Raw genomic sequence first — 15,327 nt, 5'->3', positions numbered from 1 at the left:
GCCGGGGCGGACGGTGCTGCCCGCGGATGAAGTCCGCGCGTCCCGCCGGAGCGGGACGCTCCCGAACTTCCGCACGTCCACGTGCGCTTCTGCGGAGAGATTCCCTTGTCGACCTTGTCGCACCCTGCTTCAGGCCTGCCCGTCGGGCGGGGCCTGCTCTACCTGATCGTCACCGGTGCCGCCTGGGGCACCGCGGGCGCCGCCGCCTCGCTGGTCTACCGGACCAGTGACATGGGCGCTTTCGCCCTCTCCTTCTGGCGCTGTGCGCTGGGGCTCGCCTTCCTGCCGGCCGGCCGGCTGCTGAGGCCACGCGTCCGCCGTCCGGCCCCGGTCCGGCCCGTGCGCCGGACGCTCACGAGGGCCCTGGCCACCGGGCTCGGCCTGGCCGTCTTCCAGACCGCGTACTTCGCGGCCGTGGCGTCGACCGGGCTGGCCGTGGCCACCGTCGTGACCCTCGGCGCGGGCCCCGTGCTCATCGCGCTCGGCGCCCGGCTGCTGCTCGGGGAACGGCTCGGCGCCGGCGGTGTCGCGGCGGTCGCCGGCGCGCTCGCCGGGCTGGCCGTGCTCACCTTCGGCGGTTCGGCCGCGACCGTACGGCCGGCCGGCGTGCTGCTGGCCCTGGCCTCGGCGGCGGGCTACGGCGCGATGACCCTGCTCACCCGCTGGTGGGGGAGGGGCGGCGGCGCCGACGCCGCCGGCACCACGGTGGGCGCCTTCGCCGTGACCAGCCTGTGCCTGCTGCCGTTCGCGGCAGCGGAGGGGCTGTTCCCGCACACCGCCCACCCGGCCCGGCTGCTGTGGCTGCTGTTCTACATCGCCGCCGTGCCCACGGCCCTCGCGTACGCGTTCTACTTCGCCGGAGCCGCCGTCGTCCGGTCCGCCACCGTCTCCGTGATCATGCTGCTGGAGCCGGTGACCGCGGCCGTGCTCGCCGTCGTCCTGCTCGGCGAACGGCTCACGGTGACCACGGCGGCGGGCACCGTGCTGATGCTCGGCGCGGTCACGGGCCTGGCGGTGAGCGAGGCCCGGGCGGCCGGCCGTCGGGAGCCGGCCCCGGTGTGACCCTCCGCCGCTACCGCGCCGCCAGGTAGTCCGGCAGCTCGATGCCGGGCGCCAGGTCGGCGTTGCGGACCGGTGTGTCGTAGCCCTTGCGGAGCGGGACGACCCCGGCCCAGTGGGGCAGGTCCATGTCCTCGGGCTCGTCGTTGGCGTCGCCGGTGCGGACCTTGGCCGAGACCTCCTCCAGATCCAGCCGGATGACCGCCGTGGCGGCCAGCTCCTTCTTGTTCGCGGGCCGGGAGTCGGCGGCCCGGCCCGGGACGACGTGGTCGACCAGCGCGTCCAGGGCGAGGCGCCGCTCCTCGGGGTCGGTGACCTCGCGCGCGATGCCGTGCACCACGACCGAGCGGTAGTTGACCGAGTGGTGGAAGGCGGAGCGGGCCAGCACGAGCCCGTCGACGTGGGTGACCGTCAGGCACACCGGCAGGCCCGGGCCGGCCTGGCCGGTCATCCGCAGCGGCCGGGAGCCGGTCGAGCCGTGGACGTAGAGCCGATCGCCGACCCGGCCGTACAGCGTGGGCAGCACCACCGGGGCGCCGTCCCGGACGAAGCCGAGGTGGCAGACGTACCCCTCGTCCAGAATCGCGTGGACCAGCTCCTTGTCGTACGACGCCCGCTCCGCGGAGCGCGTGGGCACGGTCCGGTCGGTCGGCGTGTAGGCGGCGCCCCGCGTGTCCTCGGTCGTGCCCTGCATGGCGGTCCCCTCCAGTGGCGGCCAGTTTTGCACTAGTGCATAATGTTGTTTGTGCTAGGAGAATATCGGATCACCGGGCGTGGCGCAGCCGAGATCGCGGCCGGCGTCGAGCAGGCGGTCGGCGCCGGCGAGCTGCCACCGGGCCAAGCCCTGCCCCCCATGCGGGAGTTGGCGGCCCAGCTGGGGGTGAACCCGAACACGGTCGCCGCCGCCTACCGCATCCTGCGCGAACGCGGGGTGATCGAGACGGCCGGCCGCCGGGGCAGCCGTATCCGCCCCAAGCCGGCCACCACCGGCCGCGAGCAGCTGCGCGTGGAGGTGCCCCCCGGAGGCCGGGACCTCTCCACGGGCAATCCCGACCCGGCCCTGCTTCCCCGTCTGGCCCCGGCCCTCGCCGCGGCGGCGGAGCAGGGCGACCGCCGGCCCGTCCTCTACGGCGACGACCCCGTGGACGCGGACCTCGCCCGCCTCGCGCGGGCCGAACTCGACGCCGACGGCGTCCCCGCGGGCCCGCTGACCGTGACCTCCGGCTCCCTCGACGCCGTCGAACGCGTCCTCGCCGCGCACCTCAGACCCGGCGACACGGTCGCCGTCGAGGACCCCGGCTGGGGCAGCCTCCTCGACCTCGTCCCCGCCCTGGGTCTGCACACGGCACCGGTCGGCGTGGACGACGACGGACCGCGCGCGGACGACCTGCGCCGCGCCCTGGAGTCCGGGGCCCGCGCCCTGATCGTCACCGACCGGGCCCAGAACCCGACCGGCGCCTCGGTCACCGCCACGCGCGCGCGTGCCCTGCGCGCGGTGCTGGCGGACCACCCGGGGACCCTGCTCATCGAGGACGACCACGGCCACGGCATCGTCGACCTGCCGCTGCACCCTCTCGCGGGCGCCACCCGCCACTGGGCCTTCGTCCGCTCCGCCGCCAAGGCCTACGGCCCCGACCTGCGCCTCGCCGTCCTCGCCGGGGACCCCGTCACCGTCGACCGGGTCCGTGGCCGCCAGCGCCTGGGCCCCGGCTGGGTGAGCCTCCTCCTGCAACGGGCCGTGGCCCACCTCTGGACCGACGGCGCGGTCGACCGGGCGGCGGTGGCGACGTCGTACCGGGCCCGCAGGACCGGCCTGGTCGACGCGCTGGCGGAGCGGGGGGTCGTCGCGCACGGCCGCAGCGGCATGAACGTCTGGGTCCCGGTCCCCGACGAGACCGGCGCCATCGCCCGCCTGCTCCAGAGAGGCTGGGCGGTCGCCCCGGGCGCCCGCTTCCGCCTGGCTTCCCCGCAGGCGGTCCGCATCACGGTCTCACCGCTCACCGAGGAGGAGATCACCCCGCTGGCCGACGCGGTGGCAGCGGCGGTACGACCCTCTCCGGCCCGCGTCTACGGCTGACGGTGACGCGGAAAGGGGCGTGGCGAGCTGCGTGGCAAGCCACAGCGGATCCGCGCTCCCGCACCCCGTCCCCTCACGCGCCCCTGCCCCGCACCTGCGTGAGCGCCGCCCCCGCCAGGACGATCACCGCTCCCACCGGTGTGGTCCACCGCAGGGACTCCCCGAGGATCGCCACTCCCGCGGCCGTGGCGATGACGGGGACGAAGTACGTGACCATCTGGGCGGTGGTGGGTCCGACCTCGGCGACCAGCCCGTACTGGATCAGCACCGCCAGCCCGGTCCCCAGCGCGCCCAGCGCGGCGACGGCCAGCAGCGGAACGACGGAGAAATGATCCGGCGCGCTGGTGAACAACGGCGTCACCACGGCCAGCTGCACGGTCGCCAGCAGCAACTGGCCCCCGGTCAACGACAGATGGGAGTTCCCCGTGCCGGCCAGCGTCCGCCGCACATAGATCCAGCCGACCGGATAGCTCAGCGAGGCCAGCAGCGCCATGGCCGTACCCGTGGCGTCCAGCCCGTGGAAACCCTGCCAGACGCCGAGCACGGTGAGGACGCCCAGGAAGCCCAGGCCGAGCCCGGCGACGCGCACCCGGGTCGGCCGGTCCTCGGAGAGGGCCACCAGGGACAGGGCCATGCCCCACAGGGGAGACGTGGCGTTGCAGATGCCGGCCAGGGTGGACGGGATCGTCAGCTCGGAGTAGGCGAACAAGGAGAACGGCAGGGCGTTCAGCAGGAACGCGGCGACCGCCATGTGCCCCCACAGCCGGGCCCCGCGCGGCAGCCGCTCCCGCTTCACCGCCATCGCCGCCACCAGTACCGCCGTACCGAACACCAGCCGGCCGAGGGTGACCTGGAAGGGCGCGTACCCCTCGGTCCCCACCTTGATCAACAGGAAACTGAAGCCCCAGATCAGGGACAGGACGCCGAAGCGGATCCGCCAGTCGAGGCGGGCGCGCGGCCGGGCGGGGGCGGTGGACTGGGACCCGGTTCGGGTCGATGCGGTGACCGTGCTCATGGTCTCCACGATGCGGGAGACAACCTCGTAGCACAATCGAGATTTCTCACCCGGTACCTCTTAGAATCGCTTACATGTTGAACCTGGAGCGCCTGCGCACCCTCGACGCCCTGGCCCGGCACGGCTCGGTCAGCGCCGCCGCCGACGCGCTGCACGTCACCACGTCCGCGGTCTCCCAGCAGCTGGGCAAACTGGAGCGGGAGGTCGGCCAGCAGCTCCTGGCCAAGAACGGCCGGGGCGTACGGCTCACGGACGCCGGCCGGCTGCTGTCGGAGCACGCGGCCCGCATCCTGTCCCAGGTCGAGCTGGCCCAGTCCGACCTGGAGGCGCACCGCGGCCAGGTCGTCGGCGAACTCAGGCTGTCGGCTTTCCCGACCGCCGCCCGCGGCCTCTTCCCCACCGCGCTCGGCGCCCTGCGCACCGAGCACCCGGGACTGCGCGTGCGCTCCAGCGAGCTGGAACCGGAACAGGGCATCGCCGGGGTCGTGCGCGGCGATCTCGATCTCGCGGTGGTCCTGGACTGGTACAACAAGCCGATGCCCGTGCCCGACGGACTGGTCAAGGCACCCCTGCTGGACGACCCGGCCGAGGTCGCCATGCCCGCGACCCACCGGCTCGCGGACCGGGACGAGGTGGACCTCACCGAGTTCGCCGAGGACGAGTGGATCACCTGGGGCGAGGGCGAGTTCTGCCACGAGTGGCTGATGTTCACCCTGCGGTCCAAGGGCGTCGAGCCGATCGTCGGCCACCGCGCGGGCGAGACCCACACCCAGCTCGGGCTCGTCGCGGCCGGACTGGGCGTGTGCATCGCGCCGCTGCTGGGCCGGCACCCGGTGCCCGAGGGCGTGGTCCTGGTACCGCTCAAGCAGCGCGTGCGCCGCCATGTGTACGTGGTCTGGCGGGCGGACGCCGACCGCCGGCCCTCCATCCGCGCGGCGGTCGAGGCGCTGCGGACGGCCGCACAGAAGCTGGGCTGAGACCCGCGGCCCGCGCTACGCCCCGCCCAGCTTCCGGAAGTCCCACGACACGATCGTGTCCGGGGTCAGCCGGGCCCAGGCGTGCCGGCCGTCGTGCGGCATCTCGTCCAGGCCGAAGTTCTTGCGCGCGAACAGCGTCTCGGCCGTGTCGAGTTCGGCGCACAGCTCACCCCGGCGCGGCACCTCGCCGACGAACTCCACCCGGCCGGACAGCTCGACCCCGCGCAACTGGTCGTACTCCTCTCCGGAGTCCACCACGACGGCCACCCGGGGATCGCGGCGCAGCTGCGCCCAGCGCCGGCTGCGCACCACCGAGTACAGCCACAGCGACGTGCCGTCCCAGGCGAACCACAGCGCGCTGACATGCGGTGCGCCGTCGGCCGAGACGGTCGCGACCCGGCAGGTGCGCTGGGCGGTGAGGAACTCGTCCAGCTCGCCGGGCGTCATCATGATCTTCCGGCCCCGGCGCTGCTGTGTGACGGTCATGCGGCCCCCTCTTCTCCCACGTCGTGTCAGAAAACTATGGTGATCCTCTGACATCACGTCAGAAAAGAGAAGCCGTCGTCTTCAAGGGGGCGCTGCCATGCCGTACGAACGACTCGACGACCTCCTCGATCCCGTGAGCACCGTGCTGCTCACCGTGGAGTGCCAGCAGGGGGTCGTCGGCCCCGACAGCGCCCTGCCCGAACTCGCCCGCGCCGCACGCTCCTCCGGTGCCCTGCACAACGTGGCCCGGCTGGTCGCCGCCGCCCACGAGACCGGCGTGCAGGTGATCCACGCGGTCGCCGAACGCCGCCCCGACGGCCGGGGCGCGAACCGCAACGCGCGCCTGTTCCGGGCCGCCGAACGGCTTGCGGTGCAGCAGCTGACCGGCAGCACGGCGGTCCGCGTCGCACCCCCGATCGAGGTCACCGAGGAGGACTTCGTCGTACGGCGGCTGCACGGGCTGTCCCCGGTCCACGGCACCGAGGTCGACGCCCTGTTGCGCAACCTCGGCTGCCGCACGCTGATCGTCACCGGCGTCTCGGCCAACGTCGCCGTCCCCAACGCGGTGTTCGACGCGGTCAACCTCGGCTACACCGCCGTCGTCCCGGCCGACGCCGTCGCGGGGGTGCCCGCCGACTACACCCCCGCGCTGATCCGCAACACCCTCGCGCTGGTCGCCACGGTCGTGACCACCGACGAACTGCTCGGCAGCTTCAAACGGGCGCGCGGACGGCGCTGAGCCCGCTCAGGCCAGCGTGATCTCGTCGCCGGAGACGGTGATCTTCGCCGCGGGCAGCGGCTGCGTCGCGGGCCCCTTCTTCACGCTGCCGTCCGTCACGGAGAACTCGCTGTTGTGGCAGGGGCAGACGATCACGCCGTTCGCCACACTGCCCACCGCGCAGCCCTGGTGGGTGCACTTGGACGAGAACGCCTTGTAGGTGCCCGCCGACGGCTGGGTGACCACGACGCCCTGGTCCTTGAAGATCTTGCCGCCGCCCTCGGGGATGTCGGCGGTCTTGGCCAGCGCGGCGCTGTCCTGCGCGGACCCGCCGGACCCCGAGCTGGTGTCGACGGTGCCGGAGGAGTCGTCGCCCGAACCGCAGGCGGTCAGCGCGGCGGCGAGCCCCGCCGCTCCGGCCGCCGCCATGACGGTACGGCGGGCCGGTCCCGCTGCGGGGTGGAGCGATGGGCTGGTCATGTGAGGGTCCCTTCCGCGGAGCTTCTCGTGATCCGTCATGGGGTACGGCCGGCAGACGGCGGCCGTTCAGACGGGCACCCGGATCCTTCCCGTCCGGTGATGAGCGGGCCGTAAGCCGCGGCTGTGGGCCGGCTGTCGGCCGGACGCCGGGCCGTACCCCAGTAACCTGGGGCGATGCTCAAGGAAGTCACCGCGACCCGCTACATCACGCCCCTGCGTGAGGGGGGCTCGCTGCCGGGGCTCGTCGAGGCCGACGACTTCGGGACGTACGTCATGAAGTTCACCGGCGCCGGACAGGGACGCAAGACGCTGGTCGCCGAGGTGGTGTGCGGCGAACTCGCCCGGCGCCTCGGGTTCCGCGTGCCCCGCCTGGTCACCGTCCACCTGGACCCCGTCCTCGGGCTCGGCGAGCCCGAGCAGCAGGTGCAGGACCTGCTCCGGGGCAGCGGCGGCACCAATCTCGGCATGGACTTCCTGTCCGGCGCCCTCGGGTACGACCCGCTCGCCTTCCCGGTGAGCCGCGAGGAAGCCGGCCGGATCGTCTGGTTCGACGCGCTGATCAACAACGTCGACCGCTCCTGGCGCAACCCCAACCTGCTGGTGCACCAGGGCGAGCTGTGGCTCATCGACCACGGCGCCACCATGATCTGGCACCACAACTGGCCCGCCGCTTCAAGTTCGGCGGCCCGCCCGTACGACGCCTCCGACCACGCCCTCGCCCGTTTCGCCCCGGACGTGTCCGCCGCCGCGGCCGAGCTGGCCCCCCGGGTCACCGAGGACCTGCTCGCCGAGGTCACCGCCGAGATCCCCGACGTCTGGCTCGCCGACGAGCCCGGCTTCGACACCCCGGACGACCTGCGCCGGGCCTACGCGCGGCCGCTGCTCGCGCGGGCGGCCGTCATCGCCGAGCGGATCACCGGCATCGGCACCGGTGACGGCTCCGGAATCGAGGAGGGCAAGTGAGCGAGCGCCACATCCACATGGCCGGCCATGTGACCGAGCGGCACATCACCCGGGCGGGCCAGGGCGGCGACCGGGACGTGTTCGAGTACGCGCTGCTGCGGGTCGTGCCCCGGGTGGAGCGCGGGGAGTGCATCAACGCGGGCGTGGTCGTGTACTGCCGCGCCCGGGGCTACGTCGGCGCCCGCACCCATCTGGACGAGGCCCGCCTGCTCGCGCTGGACCCGGCCGCCGACGTCGCCGGGGTGCGCGCCGCGCTCCGTGCGATCGAGCGGCACTGCGCGGGCGGCGCCCAGGCAGGGCAGGCGGCCGGCGACGACGCGGGGCGCCGCTACCGCTGGGTGATCGCGCCCCGTTCCACCGTCGTCCAGCCCGGCCCCGTGCACACCGGGCTGACGGCCGACCCGGCCGCCGAGACGGAGCGGTTGCTGGACCTCCTGGTGAGGTAATGGATCACACCGGGCGGATGTGCCGTTGACACCGGGTGCCAGGGCTTCTAGCGTCACGGGTGCTGAAGGTACTAAGCGGTCGCTCACCGCACCAAGGGGTCCTCTCCGAGGGCCCGACAGGTTCTCTCAAGGGCGAGGAGACACAGCAATGTCCACCACTGAACAGCGGGTCGCGATCGTCACCGGCGCGGCGCGCGGCATCGGCGCCGCCACCGCCGTACGACTGGCGGCCGAGGGTCGCGCGGTCGCCGTGATCGACCTGGACGAGGCCGCCTGCAAGGACACCGTCGAGAAGATCACCGCGGCCGGCGGCAAGGCCATCGCGGTCGGCGCGGACGTCTCCGACGAAGCGCAGGTCGAGGCCGCCGTCGCCCGGATCGTGGAGGAGCTCGGTGCTCCGACCATCCTGGTCAACAACGCGGGCGTGCTCCGCGACAACCTGCTGTTCAAGATGAGTGCCTCCGACTGGGACACGGTCATGAACGTGCACCTGCGCGGCTCGTTCCTGATGACCAAGGCCGTCCAGAAGCACATGGTGGACGCCGGCTGGGGCCGAGTCGTCAACCTCTCCTCCTCCTCGGCGCTCGGCAACCGCGGCCAGGTCAACTACTCGGCCGCCAAGGCGGGTCTCCAGGGCTTCACCAAGACCCTCGCCATCGAGCTGGGCAAGTTCGGCATCACCGCCAACGCCGTCGCCCCCGGCTTCATCGCCACCGAGATGACCAAGGCCACCGCCGACCGGGTCGGCATGGGCTTCGAGGACTTCAAGAAGGCCGCCGCCACCCAGATCCCGGTGCAGCGCGTCGGCGAGCCCGAGGACATCGCCAACGCCATCGCGTTCTTCACCGGCGAGGCCGCCGGCTTCGTCTCCGGCCAGGTGCTGTACGTCGCCGGCGGACCGCTCAACTAAGGAATCCAGGGGTAACACGGACATGACTGAACTCCCGGAGCCGTCCGGCAGGGTCGCGATCGTCACCGGCGCCAGCCGCGGAATCGGCTACGGCGTCGCCGAGGCGCTGATCGCGCGCGGCGACCGCGTGTGCATCACCGGCCGGGGCGAGGACGCCCTGAAGGAGGCCGTCGAGAAGCTCGGCGCCGAGCGGGTCATCGGCGTCGCCGGCAAGGCCCACGACCTCGACCACCAGAGCGAGGTCGTCGAACGCACCATGGAGGCCTTCGGCCGGGTCGACTTCCTCGTCAACAACGCGGGCACCAATCCGGTGTTCGGGCCGATGGCGGACCTCGACCTGAACGTCGCCCGCAAGGTCTTCGAGACCAACGTGATCTCCGCGCTCGGCTTCGCCCAGAAGACCTGGCACGCCTGGCAGAAGGACAACGGCGGCGCGATCGTCAACATCGCCTCCATCGCGGGCCTCGCGCCCTCGCCCTTCATCGGCGCCTACGGCGTCAGCAAGGCCGCCATGATCAACCTGACCCAGCAGCTCGCGCACGAGTTCGCGCCCAGGGTGCGGGTCAACGCCATCGCCCCGGGCGTCGTCAAGACCAAGTTCGCACAGGCCCTGTACGAGAACCGCGAGGAGGAGGCGGCCGCCGCCTACCCGCTCGGCCGGCTCGGTGTGCCCTCCGACATCGGCGGGGCCGCCGCGTTCCTCACCTCCGAGCAGTCCGACTGGATCACCGGTCAGACCCTCGTCGTGGACGGCGGCATCTTCCTCAACGCCGGCGTGGGCTGAGCCGCGCATCTCTTCCGGGCGCCGATTTTCGGACGGATCGGCGCCCGGAACGCCGTACAGGGTCCGCACAGCGGAATGACAACGTCGTCACCGCTCAGTCGATCAAGAACGCCTGAAATCGGGCAGGTTCAGGCTCACGAACGCTGCGGTATGGTCTGCCGACCCTTGGTATGGCAGATCGAGGAGCGTGCGCGTGTTCAACCGGAACCGATTCCTGCGGAGAGTCGCGGCGATCGCGTCCATATCGCTGGTGGCCGGATGCAGTCTGCTGTCCGACGGCGACCCCGACAGCCAGGGGCCGATCGTCGTGGGTACCACCAGCGCCCCCAGCACCCTGGACCCGGCCGGTGCCTGGGACGGTTCCTGGGAGCTGTACCGGAACATCTTCCAGACGCTCCTCGCCTACCCGAACGGCGCCACCACCCCTCAGCCCGACGCCGCCGAGAGCTGCTCCTTCACCGACTCCACGAGCCGCACCTACCGCTGCAAGCTGCGCGCCGGCCTGAAGTTCACCGACGGCGACCCGCTGACCGCCGAGGCCGTCCGGCACTCCATCGACCGCATCCGCACCATCGACGCCCCCGGCGGCCCCGCCGGGCTGCTCGGCAGCCTGGACCGCGTCCAGACCAGCGGCGACCGCGAGATCGTCTTCCACCTCAACCAGCCCGACGCCACCTTCCCGTTCGTGCTGGCCACCCCCGCCATGTCGATCGTCGACCCGGACGACTACCCCGCCAACTCCCTGCGCAAGGACACCACGGTCCACGGCTCCGGCCCGTACAAGCTCCAGTCCTACGAGGAGGACGGCAAGGCCGTCCTGGTGCGCAACGACACCTACCAGGGCTTCGCCAAGCGGCAGAACGACGCGGTGACCATCCGCTACTTCAAGGACTCCGCCGGCATGGTCAAGGCGCTGCGGGACAAGCAGATCGACGTCACCTACCGCGGTCTCGCCGCCGACGACATCCTCGCCCTCCAGGAGCACGACAGCGAGGACCTGCAACTGGTCGACGGCGCCGGCACCGACATCAGCTACCTGGTGTTCAACCCCAAGGACCCCTGGGCCAAGCAGCCCGCCGTGCGCAAGGCCATCGCCCAGATCGTGGACCGGGGCGCCATCGCGCACAAGGTCTACAAGGACACCGTCGACCCGCTGTACTCGATGGTCCCCAAGGGCCTGACCGGCCACGCCACCCCGTTCTTCGACGACTACGGCGAACCGAGCGTCCCCAGGGCCCGCAGGATCCTCTCCGACGCCGGCATCACCCGGCCCGTCCCGCTCACCCTCTGGTACACCACCGACCGCTACGGCTCCGAGACGGCCCTGATGTTCCGGGAGCTGAAGCGGCAGCTGGACGACTCCGGCCTGTTCACCGTCACCCTCAGGAGCCGCCCCTGGAAGAGCTACGTGGTCGGCTACCAGAAGGGCGAGTACCCGGTCTTCGGACGCGGCTGGTTCCCGGACTTCCCGGACGCCGACAACTTCATCGCCCCGTTCGTCGGCGAGCACAACGCGCTCGGTACGCCCTACCCGGCCAAGGAGATCACCGGCCGGCTGCTGCCCCACGCGCGCGCGGAGAGCGACCGCGCCCAGACCGTCAAGGACGTGGAGGCGGCCCAGCGGATCATGGTGAACGACGCCCGGCTGATCCCGCTGTGGCAGGGCCGGCAGTTCCTCGCGGCCAGCGTCGACATCTCCGGCGGCGAGCAGGCCCTGGACCCCTCGACGATCATGATGATGTGGACACTGCACCGCAAGACCAGCTGGTGAGCCCGGCTGTCGGGCTCGGCGAACGGCCCTCGCGGCACCGGTTGTCAGTGGTCGCCTGTAGGTTCGGAAACCTGGAAGTGACCGCACGCCGTAGTTGATCGACATCGTGAGGACGTTGACGTGACCGACATCGCCATGCTGCCCGAGTCCTGGCGCGGGGTTCTGGGCGACGAGCTGCAGCAGCCCTACTTCAAGGAGCTGACCGAGTTCGTCGAGGAGGAGCGGGCGAAGGGTCCCGTCTACCCGCCGCGCGAGGAGGTCTTCGCCGCGCTGGACGCCACGCCGTACGAGCGGGTGAAGGTCCTGATCCTGGGCCAGGACCCGTACCACGGCGAGGGCCAGGGCCACGGCCTGTGCTTCTCGGTCCGCCCCGGCGTGAAGACCCCGCCCTCCCTGCGGAACATCTACAAGGAGATGCAGGAGGAGCTGGGCCTGCCCGTCCCGGACAACGGCTATCTGATGCCGTGGGCCCGGCAGGGCGTGCTGCTGCTCAACGCGGTCCTCACGGTCCGGGCCGGCGAGGCCAACTCGCACAAGGGCAAGGGCTGGGAGAAGTTCACGGACGCGGTGATCCGCGCGGTGGCGTCCCGGCCCGACCCGGCGGTCTTCGTCCTGTGGGGCAACTACGCGCAGAAGAAGCTCCCGCTGATCGACGAGACCCGGCACGTGGTGGTCAAGGGCGCGCACCCCTCGCCGCTGTCCGCCAAGAAGTTCTTCGGCTCCCGCCCGTTCACGCAGATCAACGAGGCGATCGCCGCGCAGGGGCACGAGCCGATCGACTGGCGCATCCCGGATCTCGGGTGACGGCCGCCGAGGCTGGGCCCACACCGCCACGGCGCCGCCTGACCAGGAATCCCCGCGGGGCCGGTTAGCGTCGGGAACGAACCATTGCCGACGGTCCGGAGGGCACCCGTGGCGGAGCGACAGGAACAGGCGGCGCCGGACGCCGTGCTGACGCGGATCGGGCAGGTCGTGATGCTGCACCACGGAGGCGACCGCGAAGAGGCCCGCAGCCGCTTCCTGGACCTGTGGGCGGAGGTCGGCGAGGACGGCGACCCGCTGCACCGGTGCACCCTGGCCCACTACTTGGCCGACACCCAGGACGACCCGGCGGACGAACTCGCCTGGGACCTGCGGGCGCTGTCGGCAGCGGAGGAGGTCGCCGACGGCCGCGTGGACGCCGACCCGTCGAGCGTGCGGGGCTTCTTCCCCTCCCTGCACCTCAACCTGGCCGCCGACTACGCCAAGCTGGGCCGCGCCGAGGCCGCCCGCAGCCATCTGCGCCGGGCCCGCAGCGCCGCGCGTTGCCTCGCCGACGACGGCTACGGCGCGGGTGTCCGGTCCGAGATCAGCCGTCTGGCACTGCGGCTGGGGGAGGACGGCACGCTGGGCGACGAAGGCTGGAGACCGCCGCGCCAGGCCTAGGCCCTGTCGTCAAACTCCCGTCTGCCGCGCGACGCCATGCACGCACTCTCGCCGCACCGGGCCCCGACCCAAGTACATCCAGTACGAGGGCCCGGGCCCGGCACGCCGAGAGCACGCACCTGACGCCGCGCGGCCCGCCCTCCGGGCGGACTACGGGAGTTTGACGACAGGACCTAGTCCGGTTGCGCGCCGGATCTTGAAGCTCCCCGGCACCGCCGGGAGTTCACTGCCTCGGGGGACCCCGGTCAGTGGCCGTATGCCTGTTCGCAGATCCTCGTCTGCGGACTGTCCTTCTGCCAGCCGCCGTACGCCTTGCCCAGGGCGCAGACGTCCGGAGAACCGGGCACCGCCGGGGGTGGCACGGGGGTGTGCGGTCGGCGGGAGGAGGCCGGGAGCGGGGGGCGGGGCGGGGCCGGCGGGCGGTGGGTGACCTCGGGTGCGACCGGGGCCCGGTGCCGGGCGGGCGGTCCGGGGTGCTCCGGGCGCCGGGACGGCCCGGCCATCTCCAGTGCCTCGCGGGCCGGCGCCTGCACCATCCGGGGGTCCGTGCTGCCGTCCGGCCGGGGCACCGCCGGCCGGGAGGGCGCGCTGTGCGGCGGTGATCCCGTCGGCGTCGCCTGCCGCACCGTCACACAGCCGGAGAGGGCCGAGACGGCCACGGTGACCAGAAGCGCTGCGGTGGTCCTCGTTGGATGCACCCGCGCAACTCTGCTGGGTGGGTGGCCGGCTTGGCACCGGGGAAGCCGAATCCCATGCCCCGTACGGGTGACCGTATGCATCCCGCCGAGGGAAGGGCCGTACCGGGGCTGACGTTCAGCTGCCGCCAGCGCCTCGGGGCCGCCGCTCGGGTCCCGCCGGGCCGTCCGCGTCGCCCGCCTGAACATGGCCGGAAACCGGGCCGTCGCAGCCGTACGGAACACGGTCATCGGGGCCTTGTCGCAGGCCGGACCCGCGCTCTTCCCGCGTGGCTTCGACGGCATCGCCGACTGGCGGCCCCCGTATGCTTCCGGCAGGAAACACGCGGGCAAGCCGTAGGGGAGAGCACGTGAAGGTCGGCTGCATCGGACTCGGGGACATCGCGCAGAAGGCGTATCTGCCGGTGCTCGGCACGCAGCCGGGGATCGACCTGCACCTGCACACCCGCACGCCCGCCACCCTCGACCGGGTCGGCGACAGCCTGCACCTGCCCCGGGAGCAGCGGCACACCACCCTGGACTCGCTGCTCGCCGCCGGACTCGACGCGGCCTTCGTGCACGCGCCCACCGCCGTCCACCCCGAGATCGTCACCCGGCTGCTGGAGGCCGGCGTGCCGACGTACGTGGACAAGCCCCTCGCCTATGAACTCGCCGACTCCGAGCGGCTGGTCGGCCTCGCCGAGCGGCGGGGCGTCTCGCTGTTCGTCGGCTTCAACCGCCGGTACGCCCCCGGGTACGCCCAGTGCCTGGACCACCCGCGCGAGCTGATCCTCATGCAGAAGAACCGGATCGGGCTGCCCGAGGAACCGCGCTCGATGATCCTGGACGACTTCATCCATGTCGTCGACACCCTGCGGTTCCTGGTGCCGGGCCCGGTCGACGACGTCACCGTGCGCGCCCGCGCCGAGGGCGGACTGCTCCACCACGTCGTGCTCCAGCTCGGCGGTGACGGCTTCACCGCGCTCGGTGTCATGAACCGGCTCAGCGGCTCCACCGAGGAGATCCTGGAGGTGTCCGGGCAGGACACCAAGCGCCAGGTGGTCAACCTCGCCGAGGTGATCGACCACAAGGGGCAGCCGACCGTGCGCCGGCGCGGCGACTGGGTGCCGGTGGCCCGCCAGCGCGGCATCGAGCAGGCGGCCCTCGCGTTCCTCGACGCGGTGCGGGCCGGGCGGGTGCTCAGCGCCAGGGGCGCGCTGGCGACTCATGAACTGTGCGAGCGGGTGGTGCGAGCGGTTCAGGAGCGCTGCGGCGCAGCCTGAGTGCCCGCGCCCCCTCGGTCACGCCCAGTGCCGCCAGTACCAGCAGCGCGCCGTGCACCGGCCAGTCGCCGTAGCGGACGTACGGCGTGACGCGGTGCGGGCCGGGCGGGTGCTCAGCGCCAGGGGCGCGCTGGCGACTCATGAACTGTGCGAGCGGGTGGTCCGAGCGGTTCAGGAGCGCTGCGGCGCAGCCTGAGTGCCCGCGCCCCCTCGGTCACGCCCAGTGCCGCCAGTACCAGCAGCGCGCCGTGCACCGGCC

17 protein-coding genes and 1 pseudogene are annotated in these 15,327 nt (G+C 72.6%); 12 read left to right on the top strand and 6 right to left on the bottom strand.

Features of this window, described 5'->3' with window-relative positions; all coding sequences use genetic code 11:
- The first annotated feature begins 114 nt into the window (after nucleotides 1–114).
- Complete coding sequence (locus AB0L21_RS19260; RefSeq protein WP_365706158.1) at nucleotides 115–1,062, top strand: EamA family transporter; 948 nt, start codon at nucleotides 115–117, stop codon at nucleotides 1,060–1,062.
- Between the two features lie 10 nt (nucleotides 1,063–1,072).
- Here AB0L21_RS19260 and AB0L21_RS19255 read toward each other — a convergent pair whose 3' ends face one another.
- A complete protein-coding gene (locus AB0L21_RS19255) occupies nucleotides 1,073–1,753 on the bottom strand; it encodes a pyridoxamine 5'-phosphate oxidase family protein (protein ID WP_365706103.1) in 681 nt (226 codons plus the stop codon).
- A gap of 51 nt (nucleotides 1,754–1,804) precedes the next feature.
- Between AB0L21_RS19255 and AB0L21_RS19250 the strand changes: the two genes are divergently transcribed.
- Nucleotides 1,805–3,136 (top strand): aminotransferase class I/II-fold pyridoxal phosphate-dependent enzyme, encoded by a 1,332-nt coding sequence (locus tag AB0L21_RS19250; RefSeq protein ID WP_365785262.1) that lies wholly within the window; start codon nucleotides 1,805–1,807, stop codon nucleotides 3,134–3,136.
- 73 nt (nucleotides 3,137–3,209) lie between these two features.
- Here AB0L21_RS19250 and AB0L21_RS19245 read toward each other — a convergent pair whose 3' ends face one another.
- Entirely contained in the window at nucleotides 3,210–4,151 is a 942-nt protein-coding gene (locus tag AB0L21_RS19245) for a DMT family transporter (RefSeq protein ID WP_365785260.1), read from the bottom strand.
- Nucleotides 4,152–4,225: 74 nt separating this feature from the next.
- On the opposite strand from AB0L21_RS19245, the gene AB0L21_RS19240 reads away from it, so the two are divergent.
- Nucleotides 4,226–5,128, top strand: a complete 903-nt coding sequence (locus AB0L21_RS19240) for a LysR family transcriptional regulator (RefSeq protein ID WP_365706097.1) — start codon at nucleotides 4,226–4,228, stop codon at nucleotides 5,126–5,128.
- A gap of 15 nt (nucleotides 5,129–5,143) precedes the next feature.
- Here the strand turns inward: AB0L21_RS19240 and AB0L21_RS19235 are convergent, their stop codons facing one another.
- The gene (locus AB0L21_RS19235) at nucleotides 5,144–5,614 is read right to left on the bottom strand and encodes a pyridoxamine 5'-phosphate oxidase family protein (protein ID WP_365706095.1); all 471 of its coding nucleotides are present in this window, start codon (nucleotides 5,612–5,614) and stop codon (nucleotides 5,144–5,146) included.
- 97 nt (nucleotides 5,615–5,711) lie between these two features.
- Here AB0L21_RS19235 and AB0L21_RS19230 point away from each other — a divergent pair, with 97 nt between their 5' ends.
- Complete coding sequence (locus tag AB0L21_RS19230; protein WP_365785259.1) at nucleotides 5,712–6,353, top strand: cysteine hydrolase; 642 nt, start codon at nucleotides 5,712–5,714, stop codon at nucleotides 6,351–6,353.
- A gap of 6 nt (nucleotides 6,354–6,359) precedes the next feature.
- On the opposite strand, the gene AB0L21_RS19225 is transcribed toward AB0L21_RS19230, so the two are convergent.
- Nucleotides 6,360–6,812 (bottom strand): Rieske (2Fe-2S) protein, encoded by a 453-nt coding sequence (locus tag AB0L21_RS19225; protein ID WP_365706091.1) that lies wholly within the window; start codon nucleotides 6,810–6,812, stop codon nucleotides 6,360–6,362.
- A gap of 174 nt (nucleotides 6,813–6,986) precedes the next feature.
- Here AB0L21_RS19225 and AB0L21_RS19220 point away from each other — a divergent pair, with 174 nt between their 5' ends.
- From AB0L21_RS19220 to AB0L21_RS19190, 7 genes are all read left to right on the top strand, one after another.
- Nucleotides 6,987–7,775, top strand: coding sequence for a HipA family kinase (locus AB0L21_RS19220; RefSeq protein WP_365785257.1), 789 nt, complete (start codon nucleotides 6,987–6,989; stop codon nucleotides 7,773–7,775).
- Complete coding sequence (locus AB0L21_RS19215) at nucleotides 7,772–8,221, top strand: DUF3037 domain-containing protein (RefSeq protein ID WP_365706087.1); 450 nt, start codon at nucleotides 7,772–7,774, stop codon at nucleotides 8,219–8,221. The genes AB0L21_RS19220 and AB0L21_RS19215 overlap by 4 nt, the downstream gene beginning before the upstream one ends.
- Before the next feature lie 148 nt (nucleotides 8,222–8,369).
- Nucleotides 8,370–9,131, top strand: coding sequence for a 3-oxoacyl-ACP reductase FabG (gene fabG, locus AB0L21_RS19210; protein WP_365706085.1), 762 nt, complete (start codon nucleotides 8,370–8,372; stop codon nucleotides 9,129–9,131).
- A 22-nt stretch (nucleotides 9,132–9,153) separates the two neighbouring features.
- Complete coding sequence (locus tag AB0L21_RS19205; RefSeq protein WP_365706083.1) at nucleotides 9,154–9,915, top strand: SDR family oxidoreductase; 762 nt, start codon at nucleotides 9,154–9,156, stop codon at nucleotides 9,913–9,915.
- Nucleotides 9,916–10,108: 193 nt separating this feature from the next.
- The gene (locus AB0L21_RS19200) at nucleotides 10,109–11,686 is read left to right on the top strand and encodes an ABC transporter substrate-binding protein (RefSeq protein ID WP_365706081.1); all 1,578 of its coding nucleotides are present in this window, start codon (nucleotides 10,109–10,111) and stop codon (nucleotides 11,684–11,686) included.
- A 120-nt stretch (nucleotides 11,687–11,806) separates the two neighbouring features.
- Complete coding sequence (gene ung, locus AB0L21_RS19195; RefSeq protein WP_365706079.1) at nucleotides 11,807–12,490, top strand: uracil-DNA glycosylase; 684 nt, start codon at nucleotides 11,807–11,809, stop codon at nucleotides 12,488–12,490.
- 108 nt (nucleotides 12,491–12,598) lie between these two features.
- Entirely contained in the window at nucleotides 12,599–13,111 is a 513-nt protein-coding gene (locus AB0L21_RS19190) for a hypothetical protein (RefSeq protein WP_365785255.1), read from the top strand.
- Between the two features lie 245 nt (nucleotides 13,112–13,356).
- Here AB0L21_RS19190 and AB0L21_RS19185 read toward each other — a convergent pair whose 3' ends face one another.
- Entirely contained in the window at nucleotides 13,357–13,809 is a 453-nt protein-coding gene (locus AB0L21_RS19185; protein ID WP_365785253.1) for a hypothetical protein, read from the bottom strand.
- A gap of 347 nt (nucleotides 13,810–14,156) precedes the next feature.
- Between AB0L21_RS19185 and AB0L21_RS19180 the strand changes: the two genes are divergently transcribed.
- Nucleotides 14,157–15,068 carry a Gfo/Idh/MocA family oxidoreductase gene (locus AB0L21_RS19180; protein WP_365706071.1) on the top strand — a complete coding sequence of 304 codons (912 nt, stop codon included), beginning with the start codon at nucleotides 14,157–14,159 and terminating at the stop codon, nucleotides 15,066–15,068.
- On the opposite strand, the pseudogene AB0L21_RS19175 reads toward AB0L21_RS19180, so the two are convergent.
- Nucleotides 14,986–15,165: pseudogene (locus AB0L21_RS19175) on the bottom strand (apolipoprotein N-acyltransferase); the annotation flags it as partial. The gene AB0L21_RS19180 and the pseudogene AB0L21_RS19175 overlap by 83 nt on opposite strands.
- Nucleotides 15,166–15,327: the final 162 nt, after the last annotated feature.

The sequence above is a fragment of the Streptomyces sp. NPDC052721 genome (assembly GCF_040678315.1).
In the GTDB taxonomy this organism is placed as follows: domain Bacteria; phylum Actinomycetota; class Actinomycetes; order Streptomycetales; family Streptomycetaceae; genus Streptomyces.
The sequence above is the reverse complement of the archived record's forward strand: the minus strand, read 5'-3'. Positions and strand labels throughout refer to the sequence as shown.

What these genes read in the sequence shown, in the direction of transcription:
- AB0L21_RS19255 (WP_365706103.1), bottom strand. Translation starts at nt 1,753, where the DNA reads ATGCAGGGCACGACCGAGGACACGCGGGGCGCCGCCTACACGCCGACC.
- AB0L21_RS19225 (WP_365706091.1), bottom strand. Translation starts at nt 6,812, where the DNA reads ATGACCAGCCCATCGCTCCACCCCGCAGCGGGACCGGCCCGCCGTACC.
- AB0L21_RS19240 (WP_365706097.1), top strand. Translation starts at nt 4,226, where the DNA reads ATGTTGAACCTGGAGCGCCTGCGCACCCTCGACGCCCTGGCCCGGCAC.
- AB0L21_RS19245 (WP_365785260.1), bottom strand. Translation starts at nt 4,151, where the DNA reads ATGAGCACGGTCACCGCATCGACCCGAACCGGGTCCCAGTCCACCGCC.
- AB0L21_RS19205 (WP_365706083.1), top strand. Translation starts at nt 9,154, where the DNA reads ATGACTGAACTCCCGGAGCCGTCCGGCAGGGTCGCGATCGTCACCGGC.
- AB0L21_RS19220 (WP_365785257.1), top strand. Translation starts at nt 6,987, where the DNA reads ATGCTCAAGGAAGTCACCGCGACCCGCTACATCACGCCCCTGCGTGAG.
- fabG (WP_365706085.1), top strand. Translation starts at nt 8,370, where the DNA reads ATGTCCACCACTGAACAGCGGGTCGCGATCGTCACCGGCGCGGCGCGC.
- AB0L21_RS19230 (WP_365785259.1), top strand. Translation starts at nt 5,712, where the DNA reads ATGCCGTACGAACGACTCGACGACCTCCTCGATCCCGTGAGCACCGTG.
- AB0L21_RS19235 (WP_365706095.1), bottom strand. Translation starts at nt 5,614, where the DNA reads ATGACCGTCACACAGCAGCGCCGGGGCCGGAAGATCATGATGACGCCC.